The sequence below is a fragment of the Rhodococcus sp. DK176 genome (genome assembly GCF_038447315.2).
Lineage (GTDB): Bacteria > Actinomycetota > Actinomycetes > Mycobacteriales > Mycobacteriaceae > Rhodococcus_F > Rhodococcus_F jostii_A.
On sequence record NZ_CP118321.2, the window covers coordinates 6,856,450 to 6,875,308 of the forward strand.

The following is an 18,859-nucleotide window of genomic DNA, read 5'->3' on the forward strand; positions in this document are numbered from 1 at the left end:
GACGCATGACCGCACTGGATCTGTCGGCCCTGCGCCGAGCGCCGAAGGTGTTGCTGCACGACCATCTCGACGGGGGTCTCCGGCCCGAGACGGTTCTCGAACTCGCCCGCGACTGCGGCTACGACGCGCTGCCCGCCGACACCGCGCCCGCGCTGGCCACGTGGTTCCGGGAGGCCGCCGACAGCGGTTCGCTCGAGAGATACCTCGAGACGTTCGCCCACACGGTCGCGGTCATGCAGACACCCGTCGGGCTCGAACGCGTCGCCCGTGAATGCGCCGAGGACCTCGCCGCCGACGGCGTGGTCTACGCGGAGGTCAGGTTCGCCCCGGAGCAGCACCTCGAGGAGGGGCTGACCCTGGACGAGGTGGTGGAGCAGGTCCTGCTGGGATTCGAGGCAGGGGAGTCGGCGGCGGAGGTGCGCGGCCAGAACATCCGGATCGGCGTACTGCTCACCGCGATGCGGCACGCGGCGCGGTCCCGGGAGATCGCGGAACTGGCGATCCGGTTCCGGGACCGCGGCGTCGTCGGTTTCGACATCGCCGGGGCCGAGGCCGGGAATCCGCCCAGCCGCCACCTCGACGCCTTCGAGTACATGCGGGGCAGCAATGCGCACTTCACCATTCACGCGGGTGAGGCGTTCGGTCTGCCGTCCATCCACGAGGCCATCGCGTTCTGCGGGACGGACCGCCTCGGGCACGGGGTCCGGATCACCGACGACATCACGATCGGCGACGACGGCGTCCCGGTGCTGGGCAAGCTTGCGAACTATGTGCGGGACAAGAGGATTCCCCTGGAACTGTGTCCCAGTTCCAACGTTCAGACCGGGGCCGTGGACGCGCTCGAGAATCATCCGTTCGACCTGCTTGCCCGGCTGCGGTTCCGGGTGACCGTCAACACCGACAACCGGCTGATGAGCGACACCAGCATGAGCATGGAGATGCTGCGCCTCGTCGAGACGTTCGGTTACGGCTGGACGGACCTCGAGCGCTACACCATCAACGCGATGAAATCGGCTTTCATCCCGTTCGATCAGCGGCTGCAGCTGATCGACGAGGTGATCAAGCCGGGATTCGCCGTGCTGGTGGGCTGAGCGTCCCGAATGCGGGCGCTCAGACCTTCCGCAGGCGGGCCTCGAACTCCCGCTCGAGCGTCCGCCACGCCTCCGCCTCGGCGTCGAACGGTGCGCTGGGCGCCATCCGCGTCGGATCCGGGTTGAGGACGAACGAGACGTACCAGCCCAGCGGCTCGGACGTCGCGAGTGCGGTTTCCACCGAGTCGTCGTCGGCGAAATCGGCTGCATCGGTGAACAATTCGACGGCGAGGTCGAGCTGGTCCGCGTCGACGGACTCCGGACCGGCGGCCAGGTCGTCGGCGAGACCGGGGAGAACGTACACGTTCTCGTCGGTGACCTCGACCTCGAGCGATCCGTCGACGGCCGCCACCTGGATCTCCTCGTACGTGCTCACCTGCGCGAGCGCGTGCTCGTGGTTGTCGGCAAGGTAACGGGCCAGCGCGCGTTCGGACGTGAAGACGAAGATCGCGCCGTCACGCCCGAGGAAGAGCGCGTCGTCGTCGAGGTAGCAGCGGAGCGTGAAGTAGGTCTCCCCGGACGTGATGATCTTGACGGGGTCGACACCCACCGCACCCCAGAACGAGTCGTCCTCCTCTTCGTCCTCGGTGTCGAGGTCGAGCGCGACGAACTCCTCGTCTTCCTCCGCCTCTTCGGCCACGTCGTCCACGTCGACGGTGTTCTCGTCGGCGGCCACCAGTTCGGCCTCGGCGACGGCTACCGCCTCGGCGTCCACCTCGGGGGTGGCGACGATGTTGTCGACGGCGTCGAGGACGTCATCCCAGCCCTTCGCGATGGCGGTACCGATCTGGGCCCACAGTTCCTCGCCCTCGCGGCCCTCGAACGCGCTGACGCCTGCGGGCAGCGCGCCGAGAATGGGGTTCGCGTTGAAGAACTTGGTGACCGCGTCCAGTTCGCAGACCTCACCGATGTTGCGCACCATGTTGAGCGTGTCTTCGAGTTCGCTCACGACAAGAGCCTCGGGGTCGCTCGCGGCAAGCTCCGGCACACCGATGAGATCGAAGCAGAAGTTCTCGTCGGGCTCGAGTTCGGCGGCGGACAGTCCGGACACCACACTCCACGCGGGATGCTCGACGAGATCGTTGTCGGTGTTCGTGCGGATGAAGGCAGCGAGTTCTGCCACTGATTCGAACCCGTAGAGGTCTTCCTCGTGACCAAGGAATGCTTCCCACTCGTCGTCGCCCTCACGCCACCGTGGTGCCCACAGTGTCACGAGGTCGCCGTCGGTGAGACCGAGTTCGATCGGGACGATGTCTCCAGCCATGGCGCGAAGCCTATCGACCCCGCGGCCAAAGTTGTACCCGGGCTGTGTGCGGAGCGTTTCCGGCGCCCGTCGCCGCCGTGTCGCGGCGGCCGCGACCTAGTCGGCCAAACGGGGCGAGCGGCGCGTATCGGGGCCCTACCATGACGTTCACTGTGCGTCGAGTCGTTCGAGGAGGCTGCATGTTCCGGATCGGCAATGTGACGGGAAGCCCCCGGCGGCGACGGTCGCTCGCCGCCTCGATCGCAGTGCTGGGGATGTGCGCGACGACGGTCGCGTGCGGCACGTCGGACGCCTCCGGGTCGGATTCGCCGGAGTGGGGGACCGAATGGTCCAGCGCCGAACGGCTGTCGTCGACCGCTGAGCTCGACGGACCCTCGCCTGTCGCGCTGTCCATCCCTTTCGCCCCGTCCCCCGTCGCCGCGACGGACGGTCGCAACCATCTGACGTTCGAGGTCCACGTGACGAACACCGCGGCCGTTCCCTTGGTCGTGCAGCGCGTGCAGATCGACTCGGCCGACGGAGCGGACGGCGTCCTCGCGAACTACGAGGGTGCGTCGGTCGCGGCGAACATGAACCTCGTGGGTGACAACGCGACCCCGACCGATCGCCTGCAACCCGCCCAACTCGGCGTCTTCTTCGTCGACGTCGCCCTGGACGAGGCGACCCCGGTGCCGGACGGGGTGCAGGCGACGGTCTCGGTCCGCGCCCAGGGCACGCCGCCGCCCGATCAGCCGATTCCCGGCCTCGCGGGCATGGTCGACGAATCCGGTGGTCCCGTGCCTGCCACCCTCGACACGTCGGTGACCATCCCGGTCTTCGACGGAACGGTCCCGGTGATCGGCCCGCCGCTCCGCGGAGACGGATGGGCGGCGATGGAAGGCTGCTGCGCCGACAACACCCATCACCGCCGCGGTGTCTGGTCGGTCGACGGACGGCTGCTGAACTTCGAGCGGTACGCGATCGACTTCCTGGGGGTGGACCGCGAGGGTTACGCGTACCGGGGCGACAACACCAAAGAGAACTACGTCGGGTACCGGGCCGACGTGGTCGCGGTGGCCGACGCGGAGGTCGTCTCGGTTCTCGACGGCCAGGAGGAGAACGTGATCGGGGAACCGCAGCCCGAGCGCAACCTCACCGAGGCGACCGGCAACCACATCGTCCTGGACCTCGGAAACGGTGTGTACGCGTTCTACGGCCACTTCGTGCCGGGCAGCATCGCCGTGAAGGAGGGCGATCGCGCCGAGAAAGGGGCGATGCTGGGCCAACTCGGCAACAGCGGTCAGTCGACGGCGCCGCACCTGCACTTCCATCTGATGGACAACACGAATCCCGCGTTGGCCGAGAGCGTGCCGTTCGAGTTCGACGCGTTCGACCTGGCAGGGCACGCGACACTCGACGACGTCACGTATCTGCCCACACCCGAACCCCGTACCGACGAAATGCCGCTCAGCCAGACGGTCATCGACTTCGCCGGGGAATGACGGTCACACCCTCCCGAACCCGTCCTGCAAAGTCGTCATCACCCGGGTGCGCTGTCCGGTGGCGAGCCGGGCGGCCTCCTGCGTGGTGCTCGTGATCATCGTCGCGAGTGTGCGGGCGTCGAGCGTCGAGATGGAGTCGTCGATCCAGAGACCGGTCAGCGTGCGTTCCCGTCTTCTGCGGCCGTAACGTGATCGGACTCACTCGACTCGGCGATACTCGCGGTAGCCGCCCTCAAGTCGTTCATCGTCATCCCCCCAGTCGGATTTGATCCGTGAATCTTTCGGGGGCAAACCAGGTCGGACAGGTCCGGGATAGCCGATCCCCTGCAACTGGAATTTTAGGATGTTAGTCTCTCAGGCATGGCGGGGAGGGTGGTGAAGCGGGCGTTCAAGTACCGCTTCTATCCGACTGCGGTGCAGGCGGAACAGCTAGCTCGGACGTTCGGATGCACCCGGTATGTCTACAACCGGGCGTTGGCCGAGCGCTCGCGTGCCTGGTCGCAGGAGCAGCGACGGGTGACCTACGCGGATACCTCGAAGATGCTCACCGGATGGAAGCGGGACACCGAAACCGAGTGGTTGTCGGAGCCCTCGAAGGGACCGCTGCAGGAGTCGCTGCGGCAATTGCAGGGCGCGTTCGACAAGTTCTGGCGCAAACAGACCCGCTACCCGCAATTCAAGAGGAAGGGCCGGTCGAAGGATTCGGCCACCTACTACTCGAACTGCTTCACCTACCGCGGCGGGCAGATCCGGTTGGCCAAGCAGTCCGAACCCCTGGACATTCGGTGGTCGAGGCCGCTACCGGAGGGGGCCGCGCCGTCGCAGGTGACGGTGTCGCGCAATACCCGTGGTCAGTACCACATCTCGATCCTCGTCGAGGACACGATCACCGAGCTCGGGCCGATAGGTCATGTGGTCGGGCTCGATGCCGGGATCACGAGCCTCTACACGCTCTCGACGGGGGAGAAGATCACCAACCCGCGTCATGAGCGCAAGGACCGTGAGCGGTTGGCGAAGGCGCAGCGGGTGCTGGCCAAGAAGGAGAAAGGATCCTGTAACCGGGCTAAGGCCCGACAAAAAGTCGCGAAGATACATGGCCGGATCGCCGATCGGCGTCGCGATTATCTGCACAAACTCTCCACTCGACTGGTGCGCGAAAACCAAGTGATCGCCATCGAGGATCTGAGTGTGCGGAACATGGTGAAGAATCGGTCGTTGTCTCGGGCGATCTCGGATGCGAGTTGGTCCGAGTTCCGGTCGATGCTCGAGTACAAGGCCGGCTGGTACGGGCGGCGGGTGGTGGCGATCGACCGGTTCTATCCGTCGTCGAAGGCCTGCTCGGTGTGTGGGGCGATCGCCTCGACGATGCCACTGAACGTGCGGGAGTGGGCGTGCCGATGCGGCGCCGTCCATGATCGGGATGTGAACGCGGCGAAGAACATTTTGGCCGTCGGACTGACGGTGGCAGCCTGCGGAGATGGTGTGAGACCGCCCCGCACATAAAGTGTGGGGAGGCAACTGTCGGTGAAACAGGAACCTCGGGACGCGAGTCTCGAGGGGAATCTCGGTCGTTCACGGCCGAGAGGACGTCAAACCGGTCACCATATTGGACGCGCGCCGCCGGTGAGACCGATTCGGTTCCGCCCCCGATTCGCCGAGAATTGCTCTCCTGCGAAATCTAGCCCCGCGCCCCCTTATCCTTCGAGAATGAACACGCACGTCGTCGACCACCCGCTCGCAGCGGTCCTCCTGACAACGATGCGCGATGCGCGCAGCGAGAATGCCACATTTCGCGCCGCCTTGCGAAGGCTGACGCACATGTTGGTGTACGAGGCGATGCGCGAGGCTCCGGTCGAGACGTTCGACGTGGTCACTCCCATCGCGACGACTGACGGGGTGCGGCTCACTCATCCGCCGTTGCTCGTTCCCGTCCTGCGCGCCGGACTGGGCATGGTCGAGCAGGCCAGCAGCCTGATCCCGCAGGCGCGAGTCGGTTTCGTCGGGATGGCTCGGGACGAGGAGACGCATCTGCCGGTGCCATACCTCGAGTCGCTCCCCGCGGATCTGTCCGGGATCCCGGTGTACGTTCTCGACCCGATGCTCGCGACCGGCGGTTCGATGGTGCACACGATCGAGTTGCTCGTCGCCCGCGGCGCCACGGACGTCACGGCCGTGTGCGTCGTCGCGGCGCCCGAAGGTGTTGCCGCCCTCTCGGCGTCGGGTTATCCCGTGCGACTCGTCACCGCTGCGGTCGACGAGGGGCTCAACGAGGACGCGTTCATCGTGCCCGGCCTCGGCGACGCCGGGGACCGTCAGTTCGGACCGCGCTGACGCCTCGGCTACAGGGCTTCGGCGAACTCGCGCAACAGGTTCAACCGGGTTGCGGCCGTCTCGCGGGCTGAGGGTAGCGCCGATTGATCGGGCACCGGGACTATGACCTCCAGGTAGCACTTGAGCTTGGGTTCGGTTCCCGAGGGACGCACGACCATCCGAACGGTGGACCCGGCGAGGACGACGGCGTCGGTGCGGGACGGCCCCCGCAGTTCCGCCAGGTCGGTGGCCTCGACGGGTTCGCCGGCCAGTTCGGTCGGCAGTTCCGACCGCAAGCGCTGCATCATCGCGGTGATGTCCGTGAGGTCGGTGACACGTCGCGACAGCTGGTCTCCGGCGTGCAATCCGAATTCGAGCGCGTAGTCGTCCAGCCTGTCGAGGAGTGTCGTCCCCTCTGCTCGCAGGGTCGCGGCGAGATCGGCGGCCATCACCGCGGCGGAGATACCGTCCTTGTCGCGCACCGACTCCGGGTCGACGCAGTGACCGATCGCTTCCTCGTACGCGTACACGAGACCCTCGCCCGCTCGGACGAGCCACTTGAAGCCGGTGAGGGTGCGGGCGAAGCGGGCGCCGCGGGCTTCGGCGAGCTTTCCGAGGAGGTCGGACGAGACGATCGTCGTCGCGACGAGCGAATCGGCAGGGGCGGAGGCAAGGACGTGCTCGCCGAGCAGGACCCCTGTCTCGTCGCCGCGGAGCATCCGCCAGCCGTCCGGCCCGCGCACGCCGACCGCGCACCGGTCGGCGTCGGGGTCGAGGGCCAGCGCGATGTCGGCGCCGACGTCCGCGGCGAGAGCGAGGACGGCGTCCGAGGCGCCCGGCTCCTCGGGATTGGGGAATTCGACGGTCGGAAAGTCCGGGTCCGGGTGGAACTGTGCGGCGACGGTGTGGACGTCGGTGAATCCGGCGGATTTCAGTGCGGTGACCGCGGTCTCGCCGCCGACGCCGTGCATGGCGGTGATCGCGATGCGCAGGGTCCGCGACCGTCCCGTCGGCAGGGACGCGACCCGCTCGACGTAGCGGTCGAGGAGTTCCTCGGACGTCGGTGTCACCGGGGTGCGGGGCACGAGATTCGCCGGCCCGACCCGGGCGATCGATGTTTCGATCTCCTTGTCGGACGGCGAGATCAACTGGGCGCCGCCGTCGAGGTAGACCTTGTACCCGTTGTCGGCGGCGGGGTTGTGGGAGGCGGTGATCTGCACGCCGGCCGCGGCGCGGAGGCGGCGGACCGCGAACGCGACAATCGGTGTGGGGAGCGGGCGGGGGAGGAGGACGACCGAGAATCCTGCGGCCGCCAGCACTTCCGCGGCGGCGACGGCGAACTTCTCGGATCCGTGCCGCGCGTCGCGCCCGACGACGACGGTGGAGCCGCCCGGGCACCGGTCTTTCAGCCACGCGCTCAGCCCGGCCGTCGTGCGGATCACCACGGCGTGATTCATGCCGTTCGGGCCTGCCCGTACCGGCCCGCGCAGACCCGCGGTCCCGAAACTCAGCGGAGCGGCGAAGCGGTCGGCGAGCTCGTCGGCGGAGAGATTTGCGAGTTCCGCCCGGGTTTCGGGGTCGGGATCGGCGTCGATCCAGTCCGTGATCGGATCGCTCACAAGCGTTCCACCAGTTCTCGCAGGAGACCGCCCATGCGGTCGGCGGACGCTCGGCCCGCGGCGAGGACCTCCTCGTGGTTCAGGTGCTCGCCGGTGATGCCGGCCGCGAGATTCGTCACCATCGAGATCCCGAGGACGCGGGCGCCCAGTGCCCGTGCCGCGATCGTTTCGTGGACGGTGGACATGCCGACGAGGTCCGCACCGATCGTCCGCAGCATGCGGATCTCGGCGGGGGTCTCGTAGTGCGGACCCGGCAGACCGGCGTAGACGCCTTCGGTCAGCGACCCGTCGATGTCGCGGGCGAGGGCCCGCAGTTCGGGGTCGTACGCGTCGACGAGGTCCACGAACTCCGCGCCCACGAGCGGTGACCGGGCGGTGAGGTTCAGGTGATCGCTGATCAGCACGGGCTGTCCGACGGTGAAGTCCTCGCGGATTCCCCCGGCGGCGTTCGTCAGGATGACGGTCGTCGCTCCCGCGGCGATGGCCGTGCGTACCGGGTGGACGACGGACGACAGGGGATGGCCCTCGTAGGCGTGGGTGCGGCCGAGGAGGACGAGGACCCGTGTGCCGCCCACGTCCACGGAGCGGATCGTTCCGGCGTGACCCGCGGCGGACGGCGGTGTGAACCCCGGTAGATCGGCCATCGGGACGGTGCAGAGTGATTCGCCGAACCGGTCGGCGGCGGCATTCCACCCCGATCCGAGGACGACGGCGATCGAGTGTTCGGCGCAGTTCGTGTGCGCGGCGAGCGCGGCGGCCGCGGCGTCTGGCGTTCCCATGAGGCGATAGTCTTCCATTCATGCCCTATCTCGATCGCGACGGCGACGTATTCATCCTGTACCTCGGCAACGAGGGCGAGGCGGACAACGAGAACCGCTTCCATCCGGACTGGATCGACGCCACCCACGCCGCGCTGGACGAGGTGGAAGCCCACGAGGGTCCCGCCGCACTGGTCACGACCGCGACGGGCAAGTTCTTCACGAACGGCCTGGACACCACGTGGATCTTCGCCAACACGGACAAGCTCCCGGAATATCTCGACCGCGTGCACACGATCTACAGCCGCCTCCTCGCGTTCCCGATGGCCACCGTCGCCGCCGTCCAGGGGCACAGTTTCGGTGCAGGCGCGATGCTCGCCACGTCGCACGACTTCCGGTTCATGCGCGCCGACCGCGGGTTCTACTGCCTCCCCGAGGTGTCGCTGAACATGCCCTTCACCGTGGGGATGTCGGCGCTCCTGAACACTCGTCTGCCCAAGCAGGCCGCGGTCGAGGCGATGACGACGGGCCGCCGCTTCGGCGGCTCCGACGCGCTCGCCGCGGGCATCGTCGACGAGGTCGCGGACGGCGACGGCGTCCTCGCGGCCGCCGTGACACGGGCCGCTGCACTCACCGCCACCCGCGGCGCCAACCTCGCCGGGATCAAGCGCGGAATCCATCACGACGCCCTCGCCGCGCTCGCCACGGTGACGGACAAGAGCAACTTCAGCTTCGGGTGAGAGAATGAGCACGTGAATGCGGATGTCGAGGCGGCGGTCAGGTCAATCGAGACCGATCTGATCGCGCTGTCCCATTCGATCCACAGCGAACCGGAACTGGCGTTCGAGGAGTTCCGGAGCGTCGCGAAGATCACCGAACTGCTCAAACGCAGCGGGTTCGACGTGCGGTCGGGCATCGCGGACCTGCCGACGGCGTTCGACGCCACGTTCGGCAGCGGCGACCTCGTCATCGGTATCTGCGCCGAGTACGACGCGCTCCCGGAGATCGGTCACGCGTGCGGGCACAACATCATCGCGGCGTCCGCGGTCGGTGCCGGCGTCGCGCTCGCCACGGTCGCCGACCGGCTGGGGATCACGGTGCGGGTCATCGGGACGCCCGCCGAGGAGAGCGGCGGGGGGAAGATCGCCATGCTCGAGAAGGGCGTCTTCGACGATGTCGCGGCCGCCCTGATGGTGCATCCGGGTCCGATCGACATCACGGGAGCGACGTCGCTCGCGCTGGCCGACATCGCGGTCACGTTCACCGGCCGCGAAGCGCACGCGTCGGCCGCACCGGAGTTCGGGCGCAACGCCGCCGACGCCGCGACCGTCGCCCAGGTCGGGATCGGCCTGCTGCGCCAACACCTCTCGCCGGGGCAGCAGATCCACGGGATCGTCTCCGACGGCGGCACCGCGCCCAATATCGTTCCCGCACGCTCCGAAATGCTGTACTACCTGCGCGCCGAGACGGCGTGGGCGCTGTCCGAGCTGACGACACGCGCGGAGGCGTGTTTCGCGGCAGGCGCACTCGCCACCGGGTGCACGCACGAGATCCGCACGGTTTCGCCGACGTACACGGAACTGACGCCGGACCCGTGGCTGGTCGCGACGTACCGGGAGCAGATCATCGACATGGGACGGACACCGTTGCCGCTCGAGTGGGAAGGCGTCCGTCCGCTGGGCAGCACCGACATGGGCAACGTCACCAACGTCCTGCCCGGAATTCATCCCGTCATCGGCCTCGATTCGGACGGCGCGGTGACGCATCAGCCTCGGTTCGCGGCGGCGTGCATCACCGAGTCCGCCGACCGCGCCGTGATCGACGGAGCGATTGCGCTGGCTCGCACGGCAGTTCGCGCGGCGACGGACGACACACAGCGGGTGCGGTTGTTGGAAGGAGTTGATCGCCGGTGAACGCGGCAGTCGACAAATGGATTCTCGCTCACACCGACGAACTCTCCCAGTGGCGTCGACACATCCACGCCAATCCCGAACTCGCGCGACACGAATACGCGACGACGGAATTCGTGGGGACCCGGCTGGCCGCGGCCGGTCTGTCGCCCGAACTGCTGCCCGGCGGAACGGGCCTCACGTGTGATCTCGGACCGTCGAACGGTCCCCGCATCGCGTTGCGCGCCGACATCGACGCCCTTCCGTTGCAGGAACTGACCGGCGCCACGTACTCGTCGACGGTGCCGGGCGTGTCGCACGCGTGCGGCCACGACGCCCACACCACCATCCTCCTGGGAACCGGTCTGGCGCTCAGCGAGATCCCCGACCTCCCGGTGGGTGTCCGGCTGATCTTCCAGCCCGCCGAGGAGGTCATGCCCGGCGGTGCCCTCGAGGTCGTTGCCGCCGGACGGCTCGAGGGGGTGTCGAGGATCTTCGCCCTCCACTGCGATCCGCGGCTCGCGGCCGGGCGGGTCGGGGTGCGGCTCGGTGCGATCACGTCCGCGGCCGACACGATCGAGGTCGTGCTCGACTCACCGGGCGGCCACACGTCGCGTCCCCACCTGACCACCGACCTCGTGTTCGCGCTGGGCACCGTCGTGACCGGGTTGCCGGGCATGCTCAGCAGACGGATCGACCCGCGCACCGGCACCGTGATGGTGTGGGGTGCTGTGAGCGCAGGCCGGGCGCCCAACGCCATTCCGCAGACCGGCATGATGACCGGCACCGTGCGGACCGGCGATCACGAGACGTGGGAGATGCTCGAGCCACTGGTCCGGGAGATCGTCCATGGTCTGCTCGCGCCCACCGGGGTGCGTTACCAGCTGAACTACCGCCGCGGCGTTCCGCCCGTCGTCAACGACGAGGTGTCGACGCGCATGTTCGAGGACGCCATCCGCACGGTCGGCCCGGACGCCCTCGCCGACACGCCGCAGTCCGGCGGCGGCGAGGACTTCTCCTGGTATCTCGAAGAGGTTCCCGGTGCGATGGCCCGGCTCGGCGTCTGGTCGGGCGTCGGCGATCAGCTCGACATCCACCAGCCCACGTTCGATCTGGACGAGCGGGCGCTGGGCATCGGGGTGCGGGTGCTGTCGAGCCTCGTGCTGGGCTGAGGCGCGGCGTCAGGCGGTTCTATTCGGTGCCTGGTCCGACGTTGCGGCTGTTGCGGGTGCGCAGGTCGCGCACGTAGTCGGCGGGCGCCCCGGCGATCTCTGCGGCGTCGGCCATCACCCCGAGGTAGCGGGCGGACGGCAGACCGCCCTCGTACGCGTCGAGCACGTACAACCAGGCGAGCGCGGGTTCGCCCTCGGTGTCCACGCGGACGCGGATTTTGCGGTGGATGCCGAGTTCGGAGCCCTCCCATCGGTCGAGGCTGACCTCGTCCTCTTCGGGAACGTCGTAGAGCACGACGAACACCTTGGAATCGGGGTCCTCGACCACGGTGGCGAGTGCGCCCTCCCAGCCGATGTCCCCGCCACTGAACGTCAGTCGCCAGCCGTGCAGCCAGCCCGTCCCCGCCATCGGCGAGTGTGGGCAGCGCTGCAACATCTGCTCGGGATGCATGTTGGACCCGTAGGCGGCATAGATCGACACGGCGGCAAGCCTAAACGGTGGCTAGTAATCTGTTGCATGCAGTGCACGACACGACGCGCTGCGATTGCAGAAAAAGCCGGCCGGAGACCCCGGTCGACAGTTGAATTGGAGGACAGATGACCCGAATCGTGATCATTGGTGGCGGGCCTGCCGGATACGAGGCAGCGTTGGTGGCCGCACAGCACGGCGCCTCCGTCTCCTTGATCGATTCGGACGGGGTGGGCGGCGCCTGTGTTCTGTTCGACTGCGTGCCGTCCAAGACGTTCATCGCCTCCACCGGCGTGCGCACCGACATGCGGCGCGCCTCCGACCTGGGCATTGCGCTCGATCCCGAGCAGGCCACGGTCGCCCTGCCGCAGATCCACGCCCGCGTGAAGAGCCTCGCGCAGGCGCAGTCCTCCGACATCCGCACCCGCCTGCAGACGGTGGGTGTCGAACTGCTGTCGGGCACCGCCGAGATCGCCGACCCACGACTGGGCATGGCGTCCCACCAGGTGTGTGCGACTCTCGAGAACGGCGAGAAGAAGACGCTCGACGCGGACGTCGTCCTCATCGCCACGGGTGCGAGCCCCCGGGTGATCCCCGGCGCGGAGCCGGACGGCGAGCGCATCCTGACGTGGCGTGACCTCTACGACCTCGACGAGCTGCCCACGCACCTCGTCGTCGTCGGTTCCGGTGTGACCGGTGCCGAGTTCGTGTCCGCCTACACCGAGATGGGCGTCAAGGTCACACTGGTGTCCAGCCGCGACCGCGTCCTCCCCGGTGAGGACGCCGACGCCGCCCTCGTGCTCGAGGACGTCCTCGCGGAACGCGGCGTCACCCTGGTCAAGCACGCCAGGGCCGATGCCGTGAAGCGCACCGAGGACGGCATCGTCGTCGTGCTCGCCGACGGCCGGACGGTCGAGGGCAGCCACGCCCTGATGACCGTCGGTTCGGTTCCCAACACCCAGGGTCTCGGACTGGAGAAGGTCGGCATCGAGCTCGACAAGGGCGGATACCTGCGCGTGGACCGTGTGTCGCGGACGCCGGTGTCCGGGATCTACGCGGCGGGCGACTGCACCGGACTGCTGCCGCTGGCGTCCGTCGCCGCCATGCAGGGCCGCATCGCGATGTACCACGCGCTCGGTGAGGGCGTGAGCCCCATCAAGCTGAAGACCGTGGCCTCGGCTGTGTTCACCCGCCCCGAGATCGCCACCGTGGGCGTCAGCCAGGCCGCGATCGACGACGGCGAGGTGCCTGCCCGTACCGTCATGCTCCCGCTCAACACCAACCCGCGCGCCAAGATGTCCGGTCTGCGCCGCGGCTTCGTGAAGATCTTCTGCCGCCCGGCCACCGGTGTGGTCATCGGCGGTGTGGTGGTCGCCCCCAACGGGTCGGAGCTGATCCTGCCCATCGCCATCGCCGTGCAGAACAATCTCACCGTCAACGATCTCGCCGCGACGTTCTCGGTGTACCCGTCGCTGACGGGTTCGATCACCGAGGCGGCACGCCAGCTGATGCGGCACGACGACCTGGACTGATCCCGAAGTGTGGGATTCGTATTTCACATAGTGGCTCCTCCGGTGAGATAGTCGAGGCACGGTTCGAAATCATCGACCCGTGCCTCGGCGCTCTCCCGCCCCGCAGACCCAGGACGGACAGGGTGTTCCTCACCTGATCCCTGCTTTGACGTGCCTCCTGGGAGTCGACATGCCGCAATCACTTGCCCGCCGCATGGATGGTCTGCACAGCTCCGCCATCCGTGACCTTCTCACCCTCACCGCCCGGCCCGACGTGGTCAGCCTCGCAGGCGGGCTTCCCGACCCCGAATTCATTCCACGGGAACGGATCCGGAAGGAAGCCGAACTCGCGCTCACGGATCCGGCGTCCGTCCAGTACGGCGAGACCACCGGGCTGCGCCGGCTCCGCGACGTGCTCGCCGCACGGGAGGGCGCCAGGATCGGCCGGCCGCTGGGCGCCGCCGACGTCGTCGTCACCCACGGCTCGCAGCAGGCACTGAGCCTGCTCGCGCAGGTGCTGCTCGATCCCGGCGACGTCGTGATCGTCGAGGAACCCGCCTACACCGGAGCGCTGCAGGTGTTCCGGGCCGCCGAGGCCGACGTCCGGTCCGTCGCACTCGACGCCGACGGGATGGACACCGCCGCCCTGCAGGGCATGCTCGAGGACGGGCTGCGGCCCACCGTGGTCCACACGGTGAGCAACTTCCACAACCCTCGCGGCGTCGTCCTGACGCCCGGCCGCCGGGAACATCTCGCCGCACTGGCCGACCGCTACGGATTCTGGGTGATCGAGGACGACCCGTACGGCGAACTCTTCTTCGACAGACCACCGCCCGCGCCCGTCGCGGCGCTCTCGGACCGGGTGATCCGGCTGTCCAGCGCGTCGAAGATCCTGGCACCGGCGCTGCGGGTCGGGTGGCTGCACGGCGACCGGCGGGTGTGCGAGGCCGTCGAGCTGCTCAAGCAGGGCGCGGACCTCTGCGGGTCGTCGCTGACGCACCAGATCACCGCCGGACTGCTGTCGGACGAGCCGTGGCTGGATCTGCACCTGGAGACGCTGCGGGCCCGCTACGGGTCCCGGGCCCGGGCGATCGCGGACGGCGTCACCTCGACGTTCGGCGACCGCGTCCGCGTGTCTTCGGCGGCGGGCGGGATGTTCTGCTGGACCGAGTTCACGGACGCGGACCTCGACACGTCGGCACTGCTGCAGACCGCCGTGGACCACGGTGTCGCCTTCGTCCCCGGATCGGCTTTCGGCGTCGCCGCGGAGCACCGGAGCGCTGTGCGGCTGTGCTTCGCGACCTGCTCGGAGGACGTGCTGACGGGTGCGGTGGCGAGACTCGGTGACGCGTACACCGCTCACGCCCAGTCGTAGGTCCGTTCGACCGCCTTGTTCCACTCGGCGTAGAGCCGGGTGGACTCGGCCTCGTCCATCGCGGGTTCCCACGTCCTGTCCACGGCCCAGTTCGCGCGGATGTCGTCCTCGCTCTCCCAGAAACCGACGGCCAGCCCCGCGGCGTATGCGGCGCCCAGCGCCGTCGTCTCGTTGACGACGGGACGGATGACGGGCACGGCGAGAATGTCGGACTGGAACTGCATGAGGGTCTCGTTGACGACCATGCCGCCGTCCACTTTGAGGGAGGCGAGTTCGACGCCCGAATCGGCGCGCATCGCCTCGATCACCTCGCGGGTCTGATACGCGGTGGCCTCCAGGGCGGCCCTGGCGAGGTGGCCCTTGTTCACGAACCGGGTGAGCCCGACGATGGCCCCGCGGGCGTCGGGCCGCCAGCGTGGGGCGAACAGTCCGGAGAACGCGGGCACGAAGTAGGCGCCGCCGTTGTCCTCGACCGACTTGGCCAGATCCTCGATGTCCTTGGCGGACTCGATGATTCCCAGGTTGTCGCGCAACCACTGCACCAGTGAGCCGGTGACGGCCACGGATCCCTCGAGCGCGTAGACGGCCGGCGCGTCACCGATCTTGTAGCAGACGGTGGTCAGGAGGCCGTGCTTGCTGTGCACGGGAGTGGTCCCCGTGTTGAGCAGCAGGAAGTTCCCCGTTCCGTACGTGTTCTTCGCTTCGCCCTCCGACAGGCAGGCCTGACCGAACGTGGCGGCCTGCTGGTCGCCGAGGATTCCGGCCACCGGCACACCGGGCAGCGTCCCGTGGGGGCGTCCGACGCCGTAGATCTCGGAAGAGCTGCGGATCTCGGGCAGCATCGACATCGGGATGCCGAAATCGGCGCAGATCTCCGGATCCCAGTCGAGGGTCTCGAGATTCATCAGCAGGGTGCGGGAGGCGTTGGTGACATCCGTCACGTGGGTGCCCTCCGTGATGTGCCACAGAATCCAGCTGTCGATCGTGCCGAAGCAGAGCTCACCCGCGTCCGCCTTCTCACGGGCGCCGTCGACGTTGTCCAGAATCCACCGGACCTTCGGCCCCGAGAAATACGTGGACAGCGGCAGCCCGGTGCGCTTCTGGTACCGGCCGGAACCCTCGTCGCCGCCGAGTTCCGTGCACAGTTCGTCGGTGCGCGTGTCCTGCCAGACGATGGCGTTGTACACGGGTTCTCCGGTGTTGCGGTCCCACACCACCGCCGTCTCCCGCTGATTGGTGATGCCGATCGCGGCGATGTCGCGTTTGGTGAGATCGGCCTTCGCGAGCGCGGACGCCACCACTTCGCGGGTGTTGATCCACAGCTGTTTCGGGTCGTGCTCCACCCAGCCTGCGCGCGGAAAGAACTGCTCGTGTTCCTTCTGGGCGACGCTGACCACGGCGCCGTCGTGATCGAAGATCATGCAGCGGCTGGAGGTGGTGCCCTGGTCTATCGCGGCGATGTACTGAATCACACGCATGAAGCTACTAGCCTGGCAGAGAATCCGTCGTCATCTCACAGGAGCCCGAGTTGAGTAGTCAGCCAGGTGTGCAGTTCCTCGGTCCCCGGCAGCGTGATGCCGCATGGGACAAGCTGCAGACCGAACAGTTCGACGTCGTCGTGATCGGCGGTGGTGTGGTCGGAGCCGGTGCGGCCCTCGACGCGGCCACCCGCGGGCTGAAGGTGGCGTTGGTGGAGGCACGCGACTACGCGTCCGGGACGTCGAGTCGCTCGTCGAAGATGTTCCACGGCGGTCTGCGCTATCTCGAGCAGCTCGAGTTCGGGCTGGTCCGGGAGGCGCTCCGGGAGCGTGAGCTCTCGCTGACGACCCTCGCACCGCACCTGGTGAAGCCGCTCAAGTTCCTGTTCCCGATCACCCACCGCGTGTGGGAGCGCCCCTACATGGCGGCGGGCATCTTCCTCTACGACCGGATGGGCGGGGCCAAATCGGTTCCGGCGCAGAAGCATCTGACGCGGGCGGGTGCGCTGCGGATGGCGCCGGGGCTCAAGCGCAACTCGCTGACCGGCGGCATCCAGTACTACGACACCGTGGTCGACGACGCCCGCCACACCATGACCGTCGCCCGCACCGCCGCTCACTACGGGGCGGTCGTGCGCACGTCCACGCAGGTGGTCGGATTCCTCCGGGAGGCGGACCGGGTCTCCGGAGTGCGCGTCCGGGACTGCGAGGACGGCCGCACGGCGGACGTGAAGGCGCACGTCGTCATCAACGCCACCGGGGTGTGGACCGACGAGATCCAGGCGTTGTCGCGGCAACGCGGCCGGTTCCGCGTCCGCGCGTCGAAGGGCGTCCACATCGTGGTGCCGCGCGATCGGATCGTGAGCGACGCCGCGATCATCCTCCGCACCGAGAAGTCGGTGCTGTTCGTGATCCCGTGGGGCAGCCACTGGATCATCGGCACCACCGACACGGACTGGAATCTCGACCTCGCGCACCCGGCGGCCACCAAGGCCGACATCGACTACATCCTCGGTCACGTCAACAAGGTGCTGGTGACGTCGCTGACTCACGACGACATCGACGGCGTCTACGCGGGTCTGCGCCCACTGCTCGCGGGGGAGAGCGACGAAACGTCGAAACTCTCGCGGGAACACGCCGTCGCGCGCGTGGCGCCGGGTCTGGTCGCCATCGCGGGCGGCAAGTACACCACCTACCGGGTGATGGCCGAGGACGCCGTGGATCTCGCCGCCGACGACATTCCCGCGCGGATGGCACCGTCCATCACGGAGAAGGTGCCGCTCGTCGGTGCGGACGGCTATTTCGCGCTCGTCAATCAGACCGTCCATCTCGGAGAGATGTACGGCCTGCACCCGTACCGCGTGAAGCATCTGCTGGACCGATACGGTTCGCTGATCGACGAAGTCCTCGACCAGGCGCGCGGGAAACCGGAACTTCTCCAGCCCCTCACGGACGCGCCCGCCTACCTGCAGGTCGAGGTCGTGTACGCGGCGGCGGCCGAGGGTGCCCTGCATCTCGACGACATCCTCGCCCGGCGCACGCGCATCGCCATCGAGTACTCGCATCGGGGTGTGAACTGCGCCGAGCAGGTGGCGCAACTGGTGGCCCCGGTCCTCGGCTGGGATGCCGACGCCGTCGACCGCGAGGTGAAGACGTATCAGGCGCGGGTGGAGGCGGAGGTGCAGTCGCAGGCACAGCCGGACGACCTGTCGGCCGACGCGTTGCGGGCTGCGGCGCCCGAGTCGCGGGTCGAACTGCTCGAACCACCGGTCAGTGTGTCAGAAATACCTTGATGACCACGATGATCGTCGCAATTACGGCGAGGCCGAACGCGGCGAGGTGCGTGCCGTTCGTGACCCTTTCGCGGCGGAGACGGCTGATCACGTAGCTGATCGACCCGATACGGGCGATCATCACGATCTCGGCGATCAATTGCGCGGTTCTCGGTTCAAGCCAGCCCAGCAGGGCTGTGCAGAGGATCACGGCAGGCACCACCGCGGACGTCAGGACGGGGACGCTGTCCCGCAGTTCCCGTACGCGTTCGGTGCCGGACAGTGATCTGCCCAGCCGGAGCGTCTGGCCGACGGACTCGGCGAACACGTGGGCGAGAAACGTGGACAGGGCGGCACCGAGGACGATGGCGATGCCCAGGGTCTCCTGGGATTTGGTCACCGGAATGAGCGCGGCGAGCACCAGAATGTTGCCGTAGATGTAGGCGCTGATGCGGCTCGCCGCATGGTCGGGCGACAGCGGCTCGTCGCTGGTCAGCGGCGGGCGGTTCAAGAGCCTCGGAAGGTCCCACTCCATCCTCCGAGCATTCCACGATTCCGTCGGTCAGCGGGTGTGGACGAGCGATTTCGGGGCGTGGGTGGCGACGACTCCCGACAGGGCCATGACGACGAGGGCTGCGACAGCGATGAATTCCATGTGATCGAGCATCGT

At 68.0% G+C, this 18,859-nt stretch carries 16 protein-coding genes; 10 read left to right on the forward strand and 6 right to left on the reverse strand.

Going from position 1 to position 18,859, the window contains the following annotated elements; genetic code table 11:
- The first annotated feature begins 5 nt into the window (after window positions 1-5).
- Window positions 6-1,091 carry an adenosine deaminase gene (locus PSR88_RS31840; protein WP_009479456.1) on the forward strand — a complete coding sequence of 362 codons (1,086 nt, stop codon included), beginning with the start codon at window positions 6-8 and terminating at the stop codon, window positions 1,089-1,091.
- A gap of 19 nt (window positions 1,092-1,110) precedes the next feature.
- On the opposite strand, the gene PSR88_RS31845 is transcribed toward PSR88_RS31840, so the two are convergent.
- Complete coding sequence (locus PSR88_RS31845; RefSeq protein ID WP_009479457.1) at window positions 1,111-2,355, reverse strand: hypothetical protein; 1,245 nt, start codon at window positions 2,353-2,355, stop codon at window positions 1,111-1,113.
- Window positions 2,356-2,534: 179 nt separating this feature from the next.
- Here PSR88_RS31845 and PSR88_RS31850 point away from each other — a divergent pair, with 179 nt between their 5' ends.
- From PSR88_RS31850 to upp, 3 genes are all read left to right on the forward strand, one after another.
- Entirely contained in the window at window positions 2,535-3,836 is a 1,302-nt protein-coding gene (locus PSR88_RS31850) for a peptidoglycan DD-metalloendopeptidase family protein (protein WP_009479458.1), read from the forward strand.
- A gap of 360 nt (window positions 3,837-4,196) precedes the next feature.
- Complete coding sequence (locus PSR88_RS31855) at window positions 4,197-5,339, forward strand: RNA-guided endonuclease TnpB family protein (protein WP_050787427.1); 1,143 nt, start codon at window positions 4,197-4,199, stop codon at window positions 5,337-5,339.
- 204 nt (window positions 5,340-5,543) lie between these two features.
- Window positions 5,544-6,167, forward strand: coding sequence for a uracil phosphoribosyltransferase (gene upp / locus PSR88_RS31860; RefSeq protein ID WP_029539463.1), 624 nt, complete (start codon window positions 5,544-5,546; stop codon window positions 6,165-6,167).
- Between the two features lie 8 nt (window positions 6,168-6,175).
- On the opposite strand, the gene PSR88_RS31865 is transcribed toward upp, so the two are convergent.
- Together PSR88_RS31865 and PSR88_RS31870 are read right to left on the reverse strand one after the other, a co-directional pair.
- Window positions 6,176-7,765 carry a phospho-sugar mutase gene (locus PSR88_RS31865; protein WP_011598213.1) on the reverse strand — a complete coding sequence of 530 codons (1,590 nt, stop codon included), beginning with the start codon at window positions 7,763-7,765 and terminating at the stop codon, window positions 6,176-6,178.
- Entirely contained in the window at window positions 7,762-8,544 is a 783-nt protein-coding gene (locus PSR88_RS31870; protein ID WP_029539462.1) for a purine-nucleoside phosphorylase, read from the reverse strand. The genes PSR88_RS31865 and PSR88_RS31870 overlap by 4 nt, the downstream gene beginning before the upstream one ends.
- A gap of 20 nt (window positions 8,545-8,564) precedes the next feature.
- Between PSR88_RS31870 and PSR88_RS31875 the strand changes: the two genes are divergently transcribed.
- The 3 genes from PSR88_RS31875 to PSR88_RS31885 are packed head-to-tail and all read left to right on the forward strand — an operon-like array spanning window position 8,565 to window position 11,584.
- Window positions 8,565-9,263 carry an enoyl-CoA hydratase-related protein gene (locus PSR88_RS31875; protein ID WP_011598214.1) on the forward strand — a complete coding sequence of 233 codons (699 nt, stop codon included), beginning with the start codon at window positions 8,565-8,567 and terminating at the stop codon, window positions 9,261-9,263.
- Between the two features lie 12 nt (window positions 9,264-9,275).
- The gene (locus PSR88_RS31880) at window positions 9,276-10,436 is read left to right on the forward strand and encodes a M20 family metallopeptidase (protein ID WP_011598215.1); all 1,161 of its coding nucleotides are present in this window, start codon (window positions 9,276-9,278) and stop codon (window positions 10,434-10,436) included.
- Window positions 10,433-11,584 carry a M20 family metallopeptidase gene (locus PSR88_RS31885; protein WP_011598216.1) on the forward strand — a complete coding sequence of 384 codons (1,152 nt, stop codon included), beginning with the start codon at window positions 10,433-10,435 and terminating at the stop codon, window positions 11,582-11,584. Before PSR88_RS31880 ends, PSR88_RS31885 begins: the two co-directional genes overlap by 4 nt.
- Before the next feature lie 19 nt (window positions 11,585-11,603).
- Here PSR88_RS31885 and PSR88_RS31890 read toward each other — a convergent pair whose 3' ends face one another.
- Window positions 11,604-12,065: a gamma-glutamylcyclotransferase gene (locus tag PSR88_RS31890; protein WP_011598217.1), complete on the reverse strand. Its 462-nt coding sequence runs from the start codon at window positions 12,063-12,065 to the stop codon at window positions 11,604-11,606.
- A gap of 116 nt (window positions 12,066-12,181) precedes the next feature.
- On the opposite strand from PSR88_RS31890, the gene PSR88_RS31895 reads away from it, so the two are divergent.
- Window positions 12,182-13,585, forward strand: coding sequence for an NAD(P)H-quinone dehydrogenase (locus tag PSR88_RS31895; protein ID WP_011598218.1), 1,404 nt, complete (start codon window positions 12,182-12,184; stop codon window positions 13,583-13,585).
- A gap of 169 nt (window positions 13,586-13,754) precedes the next feature.
- The gene (locus PSR88_RS31900; protein ID WP_016883202.1) at window positions 13,755-14,939 is read left to right on the forward strand and encodes a PLP-dependent aminotransferase family protein; all 1,185 of its coding nucleotides are present in this window, start codon (window positions 13,755-13,757) and stop codon (window positions 14,937-14,939) included.
- On the opposite strand, the gene glpK is transcribed toward PSR88_RS31900, so the two are convergent.
- Window positions 14,924-16,417, reverse strand: a complete 1,494-nt coding sequence (gene glpK / locus PSR88_RS31905; protein ID WP_011598220.1) for a glycerol kinase GlpK — start codon at window positions 16,415-16,417, stop codon at window positions 14,924-14,926. The two genes, PSR88_RS31900 and glpK, sit on opposite strands and share 16 nt — an antisense overlap.
- A 50-nt stretch (window positions 16,418-16,467) precedes the next feature.
- On the opposite strand from glpK, the gene glpD reads away from it, so the two are divergent.
- The gene (gene glpD, locus PSR88_RS31910) at window positions 16,468-18,210 is read left to right on the forward strand and encodes a glycerol-3-phosphate dehydrogenase (protein WP_011598221.1); all 1,743 of its coding nucleotides are present in this window, start codon (window positions 16,468-16,470) and stop codon (window positions 18,208-18,210) included.
- Here glpD and PSR88_RS31915 read toward each other — a convergent pair.
- Window positions 18,188-18,724, reverse strand: a complete 537-nt coding sequence (locus PSR88_RS31915; protein ID WP_009479471.1) for a hypothetical protein — start codon at window positions 18,722-18,724, stop codon at window positions 18,188-18,190. The two genes, glpD and PSR88_RS31915, sit on opposite strands and share 23 nt — an antisense overlap.
- Between the last annotated feature and the right edge of the window lie 135 nt (window positions 18,725-18,859).

Coding starts and splice junctions, on each gene's coding strand:
- PSR88_RS31840 (WP_009479456.1), top strand. CDS start 6: ATGACCGCACTGGATCTGTCGGCCCTGCGCCGAGCGCCGAAGGTGTTG.
- PSR88_RS31845 (WP_009479457.1), bottom strand. CDS start 2,355: ATGGCTGGAGACATCGTCCCGATCGAACTCGGTCTCACCGACGGCGAC.
- PSR88_RS31850 (WP_009479458.1), top strand. CDS start 2,535: ATGTTCCGGATCGGCAATGTGACGGGAAGCCCCCGGCGGCGACGGTCG.
- PSR88_RS31855 (WP_050787427.1), top strand. CDS start 4,197: ATGGCGGGGAGGGTGGTGAAGCGGGCGTTCAAGTACCGCTTCTATCCG.
- upp (WP_029539463.1), top strand. CDS start 5,544: ATGAACACGCACGTCGTCGACCACCCGCTCGCAGCGGTCCTCCTGACA.
- PSR88_RS31870 (WP_029539462.1), bottom strand. CDS start 8,544: ATGGGAACGCCAGACGCCGCGGCCGCCGCGCTCGCCGCGCACACGAAC.
- PSR88_RS31875 (WP_011598214.1), top strand. CDS start 8,565: ATGCCCTATCTCGATCGCGACGGCGACGTATTCATCCTGTACCTCGGC.
- PSR88_RS31895 (WP_011598218.1), top strand. CDS start 12,182: ATGACCCGAATCGTGATCATTGGTGGCGGGCCTGCCGGATACGAGGCA.
- PSR88_RS31900 (WP_016883202.1), top strand. CDS start 13,755: ATGCCGCAATCACTTGCCCGCCGCATGGATGGTCTGCACAGCTCCGCC.
- glpK (WP_011598220.1), bottom strand. CDS start 16,417: ATGCGTGTGATTCAGTACATCGCCGCGATAGACCAGGGCACCACCTCC.
- PSR88_RS31915 (WP_009479471.1), bottom strand. CDS start 18,724: ATGGAGTGGGACCTTCCGAGGCTCTTGAACCGCCCGCCGCTGACCAGC.